Consider the following 15647-nt stretch of genomic DNA (forward strand, 5'->3'; position numbering starts at 1 on the left):
TCCCGATGAACGACCACGAGGTCAACGATCCCGCGCCCCCCGAAAGCGGCGTCAGTCCCGATTTCCGTTGCGGCTTCGCCGCGATCGTCGGGCGGCCGAACGTAGGCAAGTCGACGCTGCTCAATGCGCTGCTCGAGCGCAAGGTCAGTATCGTGAGCCCGAAGCCGCAGACCACGCGGCATCGCATTCTCGGCATCCGCAGCAGCGAGCAGTCGCAGATCATTTTCGTCGACACGCCCGGGCTGCACTCAGGCGGCAAGCGCGCGATGAACCGGCACATGAATCGTGCCGCGGTGATGTCGTTGAACGATGCCGATGTGAACCTGTTCGTCATCGAGGCGCTGCGCTGGATCGATGAGGATCAGCGGATCCTGGAGCAGCTCGTGCAGCGCGGGCGGCCGATCATTCTTGCCGTGAACAAGGTCGACAGAGTGACGCCCCGCGAGCGTCTGCTCCCTTACATGGAAGAGCTGAGCCGCAAGGCGCACTTTGCGGAAGTCGTTCCTCTGTCAGGGTTGAAGAAGAGCAACATCGCGGTCGTTCCCGAACTGATCGCAAAGCATCTGCCGCTGTCGCCGCCGCATTTCCCGCTGGACCAGGTGACCGACCGCAGCCCGCAATTCCAGGCATCGGAGATCATTCGCGAGAAGCTGACGCTCCGGCTGCACCAGGAGCTGCCCTACGGCCTGACCGTGGAGATCGAACGTTTCGCGGAAGAGGAGGGCCGGTTGATGATCAATGCGGTCATCTGGGTGGAGCGCACCGGTCAGAAAGCCATCGTCATCGGCCAGGGCGGCGAACAGCTGAAGGAAGTAGGGCGCTCGGCCCGCCTGGAGATGGCCGAACTGTTCGGCCGCCCGGTGCATCTCGAGCTGTGGGTGAAGGTCAAAGAGAACTGGTCGGACAGCGAGCAGGCGCTGCGGCAGCTGGGATACGAATCATGACAATCGGCGAGCGACGAGCTGTGAGCGACGAGCCGGCAGGCTGAGCTCGCCCGGTCCCGTTGTCGTCGCCATGCCCGCGCAGATCCTCCTCCAGCCCTCGTACGTCCTCCACCACCGTCCGTATCGCGATACCAGCCGTATTCTCGAGCTGTTCACGCGCGACCACGGCAGGGTGAGCGTATTCGCCCGTGGAGCGCGGGGCGGCGGACGCAAGGGCGCATCGCCAATGTCGATGCTGCAGCCGTTCAATCGCCTCCTGGTGTCGTGGAGTGCGGGCGCCGAGGCCGGCACCCTGACAGCGGTCGAGTTCGATGGCGCCTATTCCATTCTTCCTCCCGACCGGCTCGTGAGCGCTTCCTATCTCAGCGAGTTGCTGCTCAAGCTCTTTGTACGCCACGATCCTCACCCGGATGTGTTCGAGCTCTACGCGCAAAGCATCGATGCCCTGAAGGCCTCACCTGATCCTTTGCCGGTGCTGAGGCTGTTCGAGAAACGGCTGCTCGAGGCCATCGGCTACGGACTGGCGCTCACACACGATGTCGCAACGGGTGCTCCAATCGATCCCGGGCTCGAATACCACTACAGGATCGAGCAAGGTGCAGTGGCGGTTCAGGGCGTTGCGGAAGGCGCCACCCTCTATTCAGGAACCGCGCTGCTGGCGCTTGCATCGGAGTCGCTCGACGACGCGGCCACCTGTCAGGAGGTGCGGAGCCTCTTGCGAGCGGCTCTGGATCGCGTGCTGGACGGCTGCGAACTCAAGAGCCGGCAAGTCATGCTGGCGCTGCGCAACCGGGACCGCACCCGCTGACCCGAATGCACATTCGGGGCCGAGCCGATATGCTCTCACCCGTCACCCGTCACCCGTCACCCGTCATGCTCCATCTCGGTGTCAACGTCGATCATGTGGCCACGCTGCGTCAGGCACGCCGCACCACCTATCCCGATCCGCTCTTTGCTGCGCTGGTCGCCGAGCAGAGCGGGGCGGACAGCATCACGATTCATCTGCGCGAAGATCGCCGGCACATCCAGGATCGGGATGTGCACCTGTGTCAGCAGGCGTTGCAGACTCGCGTCAATTTCGAGATGGCCGCGACGGAGGAAATGGTTCGGATCGCGTGCGAAGTGAAACCGGCCGATTGCTGTCTCGTGCCCGAGAAGCGCACTGAAGTGACGACCGAGGGCGGCCTCGATGTGATCGGTCAGGAAGCCGCGCTCAAGCCCATCGTTGCCAGGCTGAAGGCAGCGGGTATTCGCGTGTCGCTGTTCATCGATCCGGAAGTGGCACAGCTCGATGCGGCTGTGCGAGTGGGCGCGCCGGTCGTCGAATTGCACACAGGTGCGTACGCGGACGCCATAGGCGAAGCTCGGGCTCGCGAGCTCACGCGCGTCCAGCATGCGGCCAGACACGGTGCCAGAGTCGGGCTGACGGTCCACGCCGGCCACGGTTTGAACTATCACAACGTGCAGCCCATTGCGGCGATTCCCGAGATCGTGGAACTGAACATCGGACACGCGATCGTCGCGCGGGCTGTGATCGATGGCATGCGCGTCGCGGTGTCCGAGATGAAGCGTCTGATGCTGCAGGCGCGCGGCGAATGATTCACGGCATCGGCACCGATGTCGTTCAGGTCGAGCGCATCGCTCGCATCTTCGAGCGGCATGGCGAGCGCTTCGTCGAGCATCTCCTCATGCCGCAGGAAGAAGCGGCATTCCGCGACCACAAGCGTCCGGTCAGGTTTCTCGCGATGCGTTTCGCGGCGAAGGAAGCCGTCGTAAAGGCGATGGGAACCGGATTCGCCCACGGCATGTGGCTCCGCGACTGCGGCGTCGCCGCCAACGATTTCGGCAAGCCCGAGATCATCTGGTCCGATCGCGGCCGCGAACGCTGCGGCCAGCTCGGCATCGGCGAAGGCCATGTAACCCTGACCGACGAAGCCGGCCTCGTGGTCGCCGTCGCCGTACTGATGAAAGACGTGAACGGACGGCAGGCAGCCGACAGTGCAAAATAGCGCCGGCTCTTCCGCGTTCTGACCATCCGCCATCCGCCAGTCACTTCTTCCTATGCCTGTTTTTGCCTTCGATATCGAAACCATCCCTGACGTCGAGCTGGGTCGCCGGGTCTATGACCTCGACGGGCTGAGCGACAAGGAAGTCGGCTACGTCATGCAGGCCAAACGCCGCGAGGCGACCGGCAGCGAGTTCCTCTCGTACGAGCAGCAGCGCGTGATCACGATCTCCGTGGCATTGCGCACCGGCGATACGTTCAAGGTGTGGTCGCTCGGCGATCCCGGCGCGCCGGAAGCCGAGCTCATCCAGAGATTCTTCGACGGCATCGAGAAGTACACGCCCGATCTGGTTTCGTGGAATGGCGGCGGCTTCGATCTGCCGGTGCTGCACTATCGCGCCATGCGTCACGGCATCCAGGCGCCGCGCTATTGGGAGACGGGCAACGAGGACCAGGCTTTCCGGTTCAACAACTATCTGAATCGCTATCACACCCGCCACCTCGATCTGATGGACGTGCTGTCGAGCTTCCAGTCGCGGGCCAGGGTCAGCCTGCAGGCGGCGGCAATGCTGCTCGGTCTGCCCGGGAAGCTCGGGATGAGCGGCGACAAGGTGTGGGATGCCTATCTCGCGGGCCAGATCGACGAGATCCGCAACTACTGCGAAACCGACGTGCTCAACACGTTCCTCGTGTACCTGCGATTCGAGCTGATGCGGGGCATGTTGTCGCGCGACGAGTATCACCACGAATGCGAGCGCGTGCGCGCCGCGTTGCGTGCACAGGCAAAGCCGCACTTCGAGGAATTCCTCGCGGCGTGGCAAGAGGTCCAGGTTTGAGCAGACGATCACGCGGAGCGCGACTGCCGGCGGCTCCACAGATTTCCGTCATCGAGGATCTGTCGCACGAAGGTCGCGGCGTCACGCACCTGAACGGCAAGGTCGTCTTCGTCGAAGACGCATTGCCGGGCGAGCGCGTCGAGTGGGTCATGACGAAGCGTGGCCCGAACTTCGACGATGCCCGGCTCGGGAAGGTGCTGGAGCCATCCCCGGATCGTGTCGAACCGCGCTGCCAGCACTTCGGGGTTTGCGGCGGCTGCGCGCTCCAGCACCTGTCGGCCGGCAAGCAGATCGAGTTCAAGCAGCGGCAGCTCATCGATGGCCTCACGCGAATCGGCAAGGTCACTGCGGGCGAGATCCTGCCGCCTCTGCAGGCCGACAGCTGGAATTATCGAAGGCGCGCGCGCCTGGCGGCTCGCTGGGTGCCGAAGAAGGATCGCGTCGTAGTCGGGTTCAAGGAACGCTCCACTAGCTACATCGCCCATCTGCAGCGTTGCGAGATCCTTCGCGCACCGGTCGACGCACTGATTCCCGCGCTGTCCCAGCTGCTGACGTCTCTGAGCATTCGCAATCGACTGCCGCAGATCGAAGTCGCCGTCGCTGACGATGCGGTCGCGCTCGTGATCCGCGTGCTCGAACCGCTCACCGAAATGGATCTGGAACATCTGCGCAAGTTCGAGCGCGACAACGCACTGATCCTGTACTTGCAGCCCGGCGGCTACGAAACCGTCGCGCCATTGAGCGGCAACGCTCCCGCGTTGAGCTATCGATTGCCCCAGTTCGACGTCACCATCCAGTTTCAGCCCACGGACTTCGTGCAGGTGAACGGCGCATTGAACGAGGCGATGATCGATAGGGTCATGAAGCTGCTCGAACCGGCGCCGACAGAATCTGTTCTCGACCTCTTCTGCGGGCTGGGTAATTTCTCGCTGCCGCTGGCGCGCCTCGCGAAGGAAGTCGTGGGCGTGGAGGGCGAGGCGGGCCTCGTCGCGCGCGCCCGCGAGAACGCACAACGAAACGGTCTCACGAACGCCGAGTTCTTCACCGGCAACCTCGCCGCGCCCGATGTGAATCAGGAACGCTGGGCGAAACGCCGCTACGACAAAGTACTGCTCGATCCACCCCGCGCTGGCGCCGAGGAAGTCCTGCCCGTCGTCGCCGCATCCGGCGCGAAACGTCTGGTTTACGTTTCGTGCCACCCCGGCACCCTCGCACGCGACGCCGGCATCCTCGTCCGTGAACACGGCTTCAAACTCACTGCCGCCGGCGTCATGGACATGTTCCCCCACACCGCCCACGTCGAATCCGTCGCCGTCTTCACTCGGTGAATATCTTCTGATCTGGCTAACCGCCAACCGCCAACCGCTTCTCCTTATGGCTCTCGAAATCGAACGCAAATTCCTCGTCCGCTCCGATGAGTGGCGTGTGCAAGTGCAGAGCCGCGAACTGCTGAAGCAGGGCTACCTCACATCGGGCGCCGCGTGTTCGATTCGCGCCCGAGTCGCCGGCGAGCAAGCGTGGCTCAACATCAAGGCAAAACGCTCGGGCATGACTCGCCTGGAATTCGAGTACCCCATCCCTCGGGCCGATGCCGATGAAATCCTCAGCGAACTGTGCAATGGTCCCTTGCTGGAAAAGTATCGTCATCGCATTCCCGCGGGTGAGCTCGCCTGGGAGATCGATGAATTCCTCGGCGCCAATGCGGGATTGATCGTCGCTGAGATCGAGTTGCCCAGCGAACAGGCGCAGTTCACACGACCGCCCTGGCTGGGTGAGGAAGTGACCGACGACGTGCGGTACTACAATTTCAATCTGGCGCTGAAGCCGTATCGGGAGTGGGTATGAAAAGAGGCTTGAGGCTTGAGGCTCGTGGCTCGAGCCAGAAGGGGCAAATGACCTGGCCATCTGACCGGGGCTCACGCCTCACGCCTCGCGCCTCGAGCCTCGGGTTCCGCGTATGACTCTCGGCCCCCTCATGATCGACGTCGCCGGGCTCGAGCTCACAGCCGAGGACCGGGACCTGCTGGCGCATCCCCTGGTGGGCGGGTGCATCCTCTTTACCCGCAATTTCGCGAGCATCGAGCAGCTGGAAGCACTAGTGGCCAGCATCCGGGCGGTCAGGACGCCGCCGTTGCTCGTGGCGGTCGACCACGAAGGGGGGCGGGTACAGCGCTTCCGGAAGGACTTCACGGTCCTGCCGCCCATGAGGACGATCGGCCGACAGTACGACATCGATCCGGCCGCGGGGCGTCAGCTTGCCCGGCAGTGCGGATGGCTCCTCGCCGCCGAGTGCCTGGCTGTAGGGATCGATATGAGCTTCGCCCCGGTCGTGGACCTCGACTACGGGATGAGCTCGGTCATCGGGGACCGGGCCTTTCACCGCAATCCCAGGGTGGTTGCCGAGCTGGCCATCGCCTTCGCGAACGGCATGAAGGACGCCGGTATGTCCGCGACGGCCAAGCATTTTCCGGGTCATGGAGCGGTCGTCCCGGACTCCCATGTTGCGATGCCCGTCGACCGTCGGCCCCTGGCCGACATGGACGACGATATCTACCCGTACGAGCGGATGATCGACAACGGGCTGGCCTCGGTCATGGCGGCGCATGTGGTCTTTGCTGAAGTCGACCCGCTTCCTGCAGGGTTTTCCCGTCGCTGGCTTCAGGATGAGCTGCGCGGGAGGCTCCGGTTCGGCGGGGCGATCTTCTCCGATGACCTATCAATGGCGGGTGCCGGCGTCGTCGGGGACATGCCGGAACGCGTTCGAGCCGCGCTTGCAGCCGGCTGCGACATCGTCCCCATCTGCAACAATCGCCAAGGTGTGCTCCAAGTCATCGATTCTTTGCGGGGAAGCGGAGATCCTCTGAGCCATATTCGATTGGCGCGTCTGCACGGCAGGCAGGGAACAGACCGGATCGCTTTGCGCGGGACGGCCGACTGGCAAACCTGCGAGCAGGCGATCAAGGGCACGATGGACCGGCCGGATCTGAGGCTGGACGCGTAGGGTCAGGCGCATAAGGGTCAAAGGCGATCCGTTTCGGTTGTGACGATGAGCACGGTAGATCCAAATCTGTTCAAGACCATGGTGGAGACGGCTCCCGAGGCAGTCGCCCTCTGTGAAGCCACGTCCGGCCACTGGCACGTGACCTATGTGAATCCCGCGATGGAGCATCTGACCGGCTATAAGGCCGATGCCATGCTCGGTCGCAATCTGCGATTCCTGCAGGCCGAGGACCACGACCAGGAAGGCCTGGACCGAATCCGCGAAGCCCTGCGCGACGGCAACAGCTGCCGCGCGACGTTGCGCAACTACCGCAGTGACGGCACCCAGTTCTGGAACGAGGTCGTCCTGGCGCCGTTGCGCAGTCCGGAAGGGCAGATCACTCACTACGCCAGCTTCCACCGTGAAGCAGGTGTGACCCGCACGGAGGCTCGCCCGGAAGCGCGCGATCCGTCGATGAATACGCAGACCATGCTGGCGTATCTGCGGGACGACAAGCTGACCGGCCTGCTGCGCCGGCCTTACTTCGAAGAACTGATCAAGCGCGATTGGGGCCTGGCGCAGCGCGAGTCGCGCCGCCTGAGCTTCCTCGTCTTCGATCTCGACAACTATTCCCACTATCGCGACGTGTTCGGCCGGCAGGGATCGGATCAATCGTTCCGTCGCGTCGCGCGCGTCGTAGGTGGATGTTTCCGCCGCGCCAGCGATCTCTGCGGCCGCTTCGATGAAGACCAGATTGCAGCGCTCACCACGGGGCTCGATCTGTCGCAGGCATCGAAGCTCGCGGAAGCTGTGCTCGCGCGGGTGCGCGATCTCGCGATCCACCATCCGCGTTCCAGCGTTTCGCGCTACGTGACTGCCAGCGCGGGTGTCGTTTCTCTCGTGCCGCCGCACGATGCTCCGCCCAACAAGATCTATCAGGCCGCCATCAAGGCCCTGAAGGATGCGAAGGATCTGGGCCGGAACCGGGTAGTGAGCAGGGAGTGCGAGTAAGGCACGTTCCTCGTCACTCCCGCGCAGGCGGGAGTCCGTCCTTGATCCGAATGGATTCCCGCTTTCGCGGGAATGACACTGCCGGCGCGACTTCCTAAGTCGCCGGCGTCACCAGCGCGATCACGCCGAACTTCGGATGATCGATGTAGTGCCGCTCATTACTTCGCATCCGGCGCGTCTGGCGCAGCACGTATCGTTCGCCGTTTCCTTCCAGCACCAGGTCCATCGTGAGATGCAGATAGCGTCCACGTGAGAGCGCCACGCGCCCCGTCAATCCTGATCCCGGCGTTGCCTGCGAATCGATCGACATGTAGTGAGCTTCCGTGCGCGGAAAGCCAGGCTGTGTCCAGCCGAAATGGGCGAGCGGCTGATAACCGCGGCTGCGGCGCAGGGAATCAGCGATTGCGGAGAGCTTGATCCTCGCCGCAGGGAGCGCAGGGAAAGTTTCCGTCGCCGTCGCAACCGGCGGCGGTGGAGGAACCTCGACCGCTGCACCGGGCGTGCTTTCTTCATCGCCGAGCGGTGAGTTCTGCGTCAGTCCCGATTCCTGTCCCCAATCTTCGGCGGAAGCGCCGCCCGTCAGGTTGCGGAAGATGACGAGTTCGACATCGTAGGACTGTAGTCCTGACTGCTGCGCGCCCGCCGACCCCACCATCAATGCCAGGGCGGCCAGCGCCGCTGTCTTCACGATGCCGAGCTTGTTCATGCTTCGAGTGTATCAAGAGTCCCGGAAGGTCGGCCGCGTCATTTCCGCTTCGGAGGCGCGGCCGGCGGTGGCTTCTTGCCGAGCGCGTCGATCAATTGCACGGCGGTTTCGAACCGGCGTTCGTCCGTCTCCAGCTTGAGCGTGAAGCGCAGTTTCACGCCGCCTTCGAGTCGATGCGTGCGCGCATTCTGCTGCACGTAACGGATCAGGACGCCTGGATCGACCCGAGTGTCGGACTCGAACGTGACCGATCCGCCGCCCGGACCGATGTCCATCTTGCGCAGTCCCAGCTCCTTCGCCGCGAGCTTCAGCTCGGCGATGCGGAAGAGATTCTTCGCCTGCGGCGGCAACAGGCCGAAGCGATCGATCATCTCCACCTGCATCTCGCGCAACTCGTCGTTCGTCGGTGCGGCAGCGATGCGCTTGTAGAGGACCAGTCGCAGGTGAACGTCCGGCAAGTAGTCGTCAGGCAGAAGCGCTGGCAGATGCAGGTCGACTTCGGGTCCCTGGTGCATGGCGCCTTCGAGATCGGGGACCTTGCCCGACTTCAGCGCGTTCACGGCTCGCTCCAGCATCTCCATGTAGAGCGCGTAGCCGATCTCCTGTATCTGGCCCGTCTGCTCCTCCCCGAGCAGCTCGCCGGCACCGCGGATCTCGAGATCGTGCGTCGCAAGCGTGAAGCCCGCGCCCAGGTCTTCGAGAGATTCGATGGCTTCGAGCCGCTTCGCTGCATCGCCCGTCATCACATTGCGTGGCGGCGTCATCAGGTAGGCGTACGCCTGGTGATGAGAGCGGCCGACGCGACCGCGCAGCTGATGGAGCTGGGCGAGGCCGAGCTTGTCGGCGCGATCGATGATGATCGTGTTGGCCGAAGGCACGTCGATGCCGCTTTCGACGATCGTCGTGCAGACGAGCAGGTTCGTGCGCTGATGATAGAAATCGAGCATGACCTGCTCGAGCTCCCGCTCCCGCATCTGTCCGTGGCCGATCGCGATTCGCGCTTCGGGCACGATCTCCGCCAGTGCCTTTGCCGTGCGCTCGATCGTCTCGACGGCGTTGTGAACGAAATAGATCTGACCGCCACGGCGGATTTCGCGCAGGCAGGCCTCGCGGATCGTTGCAGGGTCCCACTGCGAGACGAACGTCTTGATCGACAGACGCGACACTGGCGGCGTCGTGATCAGTGACAACTCGCGCAGGCCGCCCATCGCCATGTTCAACGTGCGCGGGATCGGCGTCGCGGTGAGTGTCAGCACATCCACTTCGGCGCGCAGTTGCTTCAGGCGTTCCTTGTCCTTGACGCCGAAGCGATGTTCTTCGTCGATGATCACGAGGCCGAGGCGCGCGAACTTGATGCCCGTTTGAAGCAGGCGATGCGTGCCGACGACGATGTCGACCTTGCCCTGCTCGAGGCCCTGCAGCACCTGGTCGACTTCTTTCGTGCTGCGAAAGCGCGATAGCGATTCGACTTTCACGGGCCAGTCGGCGAACCGGTCGGCGAATGTCTGGTAGTGCTGCTGCGCCAGCAGGGTCGTAGGCACGAGCACTACGACTTGCTTGCCGGCCTGTACCGCGACGAACGCGGCGCGCAGTGCGACTTCCGTCTTGCCGAAGCCGACGTCGCCGCAGACGACGCGATCCATCGGGCGGCCGCTGGCGAGATCGGCGACGACGGCCTCGATGGCCTGGGCCTGGTCCGGTGTCTCTTCGAACTTGAACTGCGCTTCGAAGGCGCGAAGGTCGTCCTCGTTCGCGGCGAGTTGTTCGCCCTGGCGCGCGGCGCGGCGCGAATACAAGTCGAGCAATTCAGCCGCCGTGTCGCGAATGCGCTGCGCCGCCTTCTTCTTCGCCTTTTGCCACGCATCCGTGCCCAGCTTGTGCAGCGGAGCGGATTCCGCCGGCGAGCCGGTGTAGCGGCTGATGAGGTCGAGCGCGTGAACCGGCACGTACAGCTTGTCGTTATCGGCGTACTCGAGCACCAGGAATTCGCTGGTGAGGCCGCCGACGTCCAGCGTCTGCAATCCAAGGAACCGACCGACGCCGTAGTGTTCGTGAACGACGGGCGAGCCTGCGCGCAGGTCGGTCAGGTCGCGAATGATTTTTTCAGGATCGCGCTCGGGTCGGCGTCGCCGGCGCTCCTGTCGGGCGCGTTCGCCGAAGAGCTGTTCCTCGGCAATCAGTGCGAGATGCGGCCGTTCGAGGACGAGACCGGTCGAGATCGGCGAGACCGTGATGGCGAGAGGCGCATCGCTGTCGCGGAAGGCGGGCCAGTGATCGACGAGCGCGGGCGCGACCATCCGCTTGCGCAGCACGTCGAGCAGCATCTCGCGGCGACCCGCGGATTCCGCGGCGATCAATACGCGTCCCTGGAACTCCGAGAGGAAGGCAGTCAGTCCCCGAGCGGGATCATCGCTGCGTTGATCGACACGCAGATGCGGCGGCGCCTTCGTTCCGAAATTCTGGAAGGGCAACGTCTGTGTCAGTGGATCGAGCTCCACTCGCGACAGGTCGATGCGCCGGAAGGCCGTGCGGCGTTGCATGACCTCGGCTGGCGGCATGAACACTTCATTCGGGGCGAGGATCGGACGCGATGCGTCGTGGCCGCGCTGGTCGTACCGGATCTGGATCTCCGAGAACGCCTGTCCCGCGAGCGCTTCCATGTCGATGTCGGCAGCGATCAGCGTGTTCGGTGGCAGGTACTCGAACAGCGTCGCGCTCGTGTCGAAGAACAGCGGCAGGTAGTACTCGATGCCCGCTGGCGGCGCGCCTTCCGCGATGTCCTGGTAGAGCGACATCTTGGTGAGATCGCCGGGAAAGCGAATGCGGAAGCGGCGCTTGAACGCCTGGATGCCGTCCGCCGTCAGCGGAAACTCCCGGGCGGGCAGCAGGCGCAAGGCCTTCACCTTGTCGCCCGAGCGTTGCGTCTCGGGATCGAAGATGCGGATGCTCTCGACCTCATCGTCGAACAGATCGATGCGATAGGGCGTCGCGCTGCCCATCGGGAACAGGTCGATCAGCGACCCGCGCACCGCGAACTCGCCCGGTGCGATGACCTGCGAGCTCGCGACGTAGCCGGCGCCAACGAGGCGCTCACGAAACTTCTCGACATCGAGCCGTTCCTGCGTCGAGAGATCGAATGCATGCGCATCGATATACGTGTGCGGCGGGAGCCGCTGCAGAAGGGTTTCGAGATCGATGATGACGATGCCCTTGGTCAGCCGCGGCAGCGCGGCCAGCATGCGCAGGCGCTGCGAGACGATGTCAGGATGCGGCGAGAACAGGTCGTAAGGCAGCGTCTCCCAGTCCGGGAAACTCTCGATGTACATCCCGGGCTCGGAGAAGAAGCGAAGCTCGTCTTCGTAGCGACTCGCCTGCCGGGCGTCGGCTGCGATGACCAGCACGGGCGCGGAGGATCGCCGGGCCGCTTCCGCCAGCGACAGTGAAGTCGCTGATCCGTAGAGCTGGCCCCAGCGAACATGGATCTGGGCTTTGCTGGGAAGAAGGAGTTCGTCGTTCAGTGGCATCTTGAGGACGTCGTCGATTCGCAATGACAAATGACAGCACTCGGGCAGACGCGCACTGCGTCCCCGAAGGCGGGCGAGGGTATCAGTTGGGGGAGAACCGGAAAAGAAAAAGGCCCGACGTTGTCGGGGCACCAAAAAGAAAAGGCCCGACATTGTCGGGGCACCAAAAAGAAAAGGCCCGACATTGTCGGGCCTGGCCTCATTCCGCTCTGGCTAGCCGGCTAACGGCTGGCTGGCCAATCTTGCTTCAGCTCTTCACCACCGTGTGCAGCACGATGTTGTTCTCGAAGTACACCACGTAGGCGGGATATTCCCAGCGTGTGATCGGCGGTTGCCCGACGGCGGGTTCCCGATTGGAAGGGGCGCCGAACGTCGCTTCGACCTTTTCCATCGACATGCCGCGGGACGGCGTCGATCCGGTCGATGACGTCGAGGCGGGCATCTGCAATTCGTCCGCATGTACAGCTGCTGCGCTGCCGACGAGGGCAGCAAAGGCGGCAGCGAGAATGCTAATCCGGGGCGCAGCGCGCATGGTCAGTCCTCCAGGAAACGACGCAGCCACTGTATAGCAGCCCTTACATAACGGCCAAGCGCAGGCCCGTCATTTGGTGTCGCAGTTCACACTTTCCAGTAGACCGCATACCGCTCGTCGAACACCCGGTGCAGGGGCACCAGGGTGAGAGGGGTCGCCTGGCCCGTCGCCTGGAATTCGAGCGGCCGTCCCGCGACCGGGCGCAACCAGTTCGACGGGTCGTCGGATCCTCCAACGATTGCGGGCGCGGCTACCGGATCGGAGGTGTACTCCGGGATCGTGCGTGGTTTCGTTGGTCCCGCCCGAAGATTGTCCTTGGTGAGTCCCGCCGCGCCGAGTCGACCTGCGAGAACGATCGGCCCGTACATGACGGCGCGCAAGGTGGGATCGTCCGGAATCACCGCGTAGTGCAAGCGCATCGGCAGGCGAACCTCCAGCACATCGCCGTCGCGCCAGCGTCGATCGACGACGAAGTAGCTGCCCGGTGAAGCGAAGCCATCGAGTGCCCGTCCGTTGAGCGATGCGGAGCCGCCCTGAACCCACGAGGGAACGCGCACCCGCAAGGGCATCGCCGTCGGACGCTTCAGATGAACTGTCAGGCGAACGGTATCGGAGTCGGGGAAGCGAGTTTCCTGCGTGAGGCGCACATCCTTCTCTGCCCACGTCACCGTCGAAGGCACGAAGAGATTCACGAACACGCCGCGCTCGTCATGGAAATAGATGCTGTCGCCGAGCTTGGCGAACGATTCGGCCATGCTGCCCGTGCAGCACCAGAAATCGTGCAGCGGCGTACCGAAGAGCTTCCAGAAACCACTTTGCAGCGGGACGTAATAGAGCTTGTCGCCATCGCTCGGGTGCTGCACGCCGAGAATGCCGTTGTAGTAGGCGCGCTCGTAGTAGTCGGCGGCTCGTGCGTCGCCCGTCCACTGGAAGAGGTGCCGCGTCAGCTTCTGCATGTTGTACGTGACGCAGCACTCCTGCGTGTAGCCGGAAAGCTCCTTCGCGAGTTGGCCCGGCGGCGTATTCCACGATTCGCCGCTGCTCGTGCCGCCTGTGCAGAAGCAGCGTCGTTCGGTGACGGTGTGCCAGAAGTAGCCCGCAACGTTCTGGAGACGACGATCGCCGGTGACTTCGTAGCCGCGTGCAGCGCCGATGACTTTGGGGATCGTCGTGTTCACGTGCAGTCCCTGCAGTTCGTCACGACCCGCGGCGAGCGGTGCGAAGACGCGTTCGTGGTCGAAGCGGCGCGCGAGCTCCGTCCACTTCGCGTCTTTCGTGACAGCGCCGAGGTTGTACAGCAGCTCGTTCATACCGCCGTATTCGCGCTCGAGCACGCGAGCCATGTGATCTTCGCTCAGAGGCTGAGTCCACGCGGCAGTCCATTTCGCCATGCCGAGCAGCGTCTGCAGGGCTGCTTCGTTGCCGCTGAGCGTGTACGAGTCCAGCAGACCCGCCATGATCTTGTGGAGCGTGTAGAAGGGCGCCCACGCGGGCTTGCCGGCACGCAGCCGGTCGAACAGTTCTTCGGGGAAAGCGCTGAGAAAGCCGTTGCCCAGCGCTGCCTGGCATTTCGCAAGTTCGGTGACCATGAGATCGCCGCGTGCTCGGACTTCAGCATCACCAGTCTGCGCCGCCAGCAGTGCGCAGGCAGACAGGTAATGGCCGGTAAAGTGGCCGCGCAGTTCATTGTCGGGTGCTTCCCATCCGCCGAGCGGCTCCGCCGTGCTCGGAAGGCCAGCTGTCAGGCGAAACATGTGGAGCAAGCGATCGGGATCGAGCTCCAAGAGATAGCGTCGGTTGACCTGCGCGGCTTCCAGTGCCGGGCCCGCCCCGAGACGAACATCCTTGAGATCGAAAGGCTGCAGCGGATTGTGAATGGTGGTGACTTGGCCCGAGGCTTGTCCGAGCGACGTTGCGGGCCAGAGCGGCAGCGAGGCTGTGCCGAATGCCGCGGCGACAAAGGTACGTCGAGGGATCCGAAGCGTCATGCGGGTGCCCATGCAAGGACTGTCGCGGCAGCTTACGCGAAAGCGGTCGTATTTCGTGACTGGATTTTTTTTCCGCGCCGGGAGATAACGATGGCGGCGGCCCGGCGATGAAGATACGAAAAGCTACGCCGGGTGATGCCGAACCGCTCCCTTGCCATGCGAGCTCGTCGTGACTGCCACTGCCCAGATACTGCTGAGCGTTCTCGTCGTTCTGGCCGCGTACTTCGCCTGGCGCTGGTGGCGCGCCGCGAATGCCAGCATGCGCCAGGGAGAGCCGGCGAAGCCCGGCCTCCTGCGAGTCGCGATCGGCTTCGTCACGAACTTCTTCGACACGCTCGGCATCGGGTCATTTGCTCCCACGACCTCGGTGTTCAAGTTCCTGCGCGTCGTTCCCGACGAGCTGATTCCGGGAACGCTGAACGTCGGGCACGTGATCCCGACCGTCGCGCAGGCGTTGATTTTTATCGCGGTGGTCGACGTCGATCCGACGACGTTGACCGGCATGATCGCGTCGGCGGTCCTCGGGGCGTGGTTGGGCGCGGGAATCGTGTCGAAGTTGCCGAGGCGCGCGATCCAGATCTCGATGGGCTTCGCGCTGCTCGTTGCCGCGACGCTTTTCCTCATGAGCAATCTCGAGCTGCTGCCACGGGGCGGCGAAGCGATCGGCCTCACCGGGGTGAATCTCGCCATCGCCATCGCGATCAACTTCGTGCTGGGCGCGTTGATGACGCTCGGCATCGGTCTGTACGCACCGTGCCTGATCCTCGTCAGCCTGCTTGGCATGAATCCGATCACCGCGTTCCCGATCATGATGGGTTCCTGCGGATTCCTGATGCCGGTCGCGGGCGTGCGCTTCGTCGGATGCAACCGGTACGATCTGCGCGCAGCCCTGGGCTTGCTCATCGGCGGAGTGCCGGCCGTGTTGCTTGCGGCTTTCGTGGTGAAACAGCTTCCCCTGGTCTGGCTGCGCTGGCTGGTCGTATTCGTCACCCTCTACGCTGCTGCACTCATGCTGCGGGCTGCCTTCGCCAGGCGTGCGGATTGAACGGAACCGTCGCCCCTGTCCGCGGTCCGCAGTATCAGCGGTGATCGTGGAACCCCTATAATCCTTCGCGCATTCG

At 63.8% G+C, this 15647-nt stretch carries 14 protein-coding genes; 10 read left to right on the forward strand and 4 right to left on the reverse strand.

All coding sequences use genetic code 11. The annotated features are described in order from the left end of the window. Positions 1–5: 5 nt before the first annotated feature. The 9 genes from era to HNQ60_RS03345 all read left to right on the forward strand — a co-directional run bounded on the left by era (position 6) and on the right by HNQ60_RS03345 (position 7776). Positions 6–944, forward strand: coding sequence for a GTPase Era (gene era / locus HNQ60_RS03305; protein WP_184329579.1), 939 nt, complete (start codon positions 6–8; stop codon positions 942–944). Between the two features lie 70 nt (positions 945–1014). Next, the gene (recO, locus tag HNQ60_RS03310; protein WP_184329580.1) at positions 1015–1752 is read left to right on the forward strand and encodes a DNA repair protein RecO; all 738 of its coding nucleotides are present in this window, start codon (positions 1015–1017) and stop codon (positions 1750–1752) included. Between the two features lie 29 nt (positions 1753–1781). Next, positions 1782–2543 carry a pyridoxine 5'-phosphate synthase gene (gene pdxJ, locus HNQ60_RS03315; RefSeq protein ID WP_221303990.1) on the forward strand — a complete coding sequence of 254 codons (762 nt, stop codon included), beginning with the start codon at positions 1782–1784 and terminating at the stop codon, positions 2541–2543. Next, positions 2540–2953, forward strand: a complete 414-nt coding sequence (gene acpS, locus HNQ60_RS03320; RefSeq protein WP_184329581.1) for a holo-ACP synthase — start codon at positions 2540–2542, stop codon at positions 2951–2953. The genes pdxJ and acpS overlap by 4 nt, the downstream gene beginning before the upstream one ends. A 52-nt stretch (positions 2954–3005) precedes the next feature. Continuing rightward, on the forward strand, positions 3006–3785 hold the full coding sequence (locus HNQ60_RS03325; RefSeq protein ID WP_184329582.1) for a 3'-5' exonuclease: 780 nt from the start codon (positions 3006–3008) through the stop codon (positions 3783–3785). Next, positions 3782–5113: a 23S rRNA (uracil(1939)-C(5))-methyltransferase RlmD gene (gene rlmD, locus HNQ60_RS03330; RefSeq protein ID WP_246433362.1), complete on the forward strand. Its 1332-nt coding sequence runs from the start codon at positions 3782–3784 to the stop codon at positions 5111–5113. The genes HNQ60_RS03325 and rlmD overlap by 4 nt, the downstream gene beginning before the upstream one ends. Before the next feature lie 46 nt (positions 5114–5159). Continuing rightward, positions 5160–5630 carry a CYTH domain-containing protein gene (locus HNQ60_RS03335; protein WP_184329584.1) on the forward strand — a complete coding sequence of 157 codons (471 nt, stop codon included), beginning with the start codon at positions 5160–5162 and terminating at the stop codon, positions 5628–5630. Positions 5631–5742: 112 nt separating this feature from the next. Continuing rightward, entirely contained in the window at positions 5743–6786 is a 1044-nt protein-coding gene (gene nagZ, locus HNQ60_RS03340; protein WP_184329585.1) for a beta-N-acetylhexosaminidase, read from the forward strand. A 45-nt stretch (positions 6787–6831) separates the two neighbouring features. Next, positions 6832–7776 carry a GGDEF domain-containing protein gene (locus tag HNQ60_RS03345; protein ID WP_184329586.1) on the forward strand — a complete coding sequence of 315 codons (945 nt, stop codon included), beginning with the start codon at positions 6832–6834 and terminating at the stop codon, positions 7774–7776. A 94-nt stretch (positions 7777–7870) separates the two neighbouring features. Here the strand turns inward: HNQ60_RS03345 and HNQ60_RS03350 are convergent, their stop codons facing one another. The 4 genes from HNQ60_RS03350 to HNQ60_RS03365 form a co-directional block, all read right to left on the reverse strand. Further along, on the reverse strand, positions 7871–8482 hold the full coding sequence (locus HNQ60_RS03350) for a CsiV family protein (RefSeq protein WP_184329587.1): 612 nt from the start codon (positions 8480–8482) through the stop codon (positions 7871–7873). A 38-nt stretch (positions 8483–8520) separates the two neighbouring features. Continuing rightward, on the reverse strand, positions 8521–12036 hold the full coding sequence (gene mfd, locus HNQ60_RS03355) for a transcription-repair coupling factor (RefSeq protein WP_221303992.1): 3516 nt from the start codon (positions 12034–12036) through the stop codon (positions 8521–8523). A 217-nt stretch (positions 12037–12253) separates the two neighbouring features. Next, the gene (locus HNQ60_RS03360) at positions 12254–12538 is read right to left on the reverse strand and encodes a hypothetical protein (RefSeq protein ID WP_184329588.1); all 285 of its coding nucleotides are present in this window, start codon (positions 12536–12538) and stop codon (positions 12254–12256) included. Between the two features lie 86 nt (positions 12539–12624). Then, on the reverse strand, positions 12625–14526 hold the full coding sequence (locus HNQ60_RS03365; protein WP_184329589.1) for a glycoside hydrolase family 127 protein: 1902 nt from the start codon (positions 14524–14526) through the stop codon (positions 12625–12627). A gap of 169 nt (positions 14527–14695) precedes the next feature. Here HNQ60_RS03365 and HNQ60_RS03370 point away from each other — a divergent pair, with 169 nt between their 5' ends. Then, on the forward strand, positions 14696–15571 hold the full coding sequence (locus HNQ60_RS03370; protein ID WP_184329590.1) for a sulfite exporter TauE/SafE family protein: 876 nt from the start codon (positions 14696–14698) through the stop codon (positions 15569–15571). Positions 15572–15647: the final 76 nt, after the last annotated feature.

Origin of the sequence: Povalibacter uvarum (assembly GCF_014202975.1) — a bacterium.
In the GTDB taxonomy this organism is placed as follows: Bacteria; Pseudomonadota; Gammaproteobacteria; order Steroidobacterales; family Steroidobacteraceae; genus Steroidobacter; species Steroidobacter uvarum.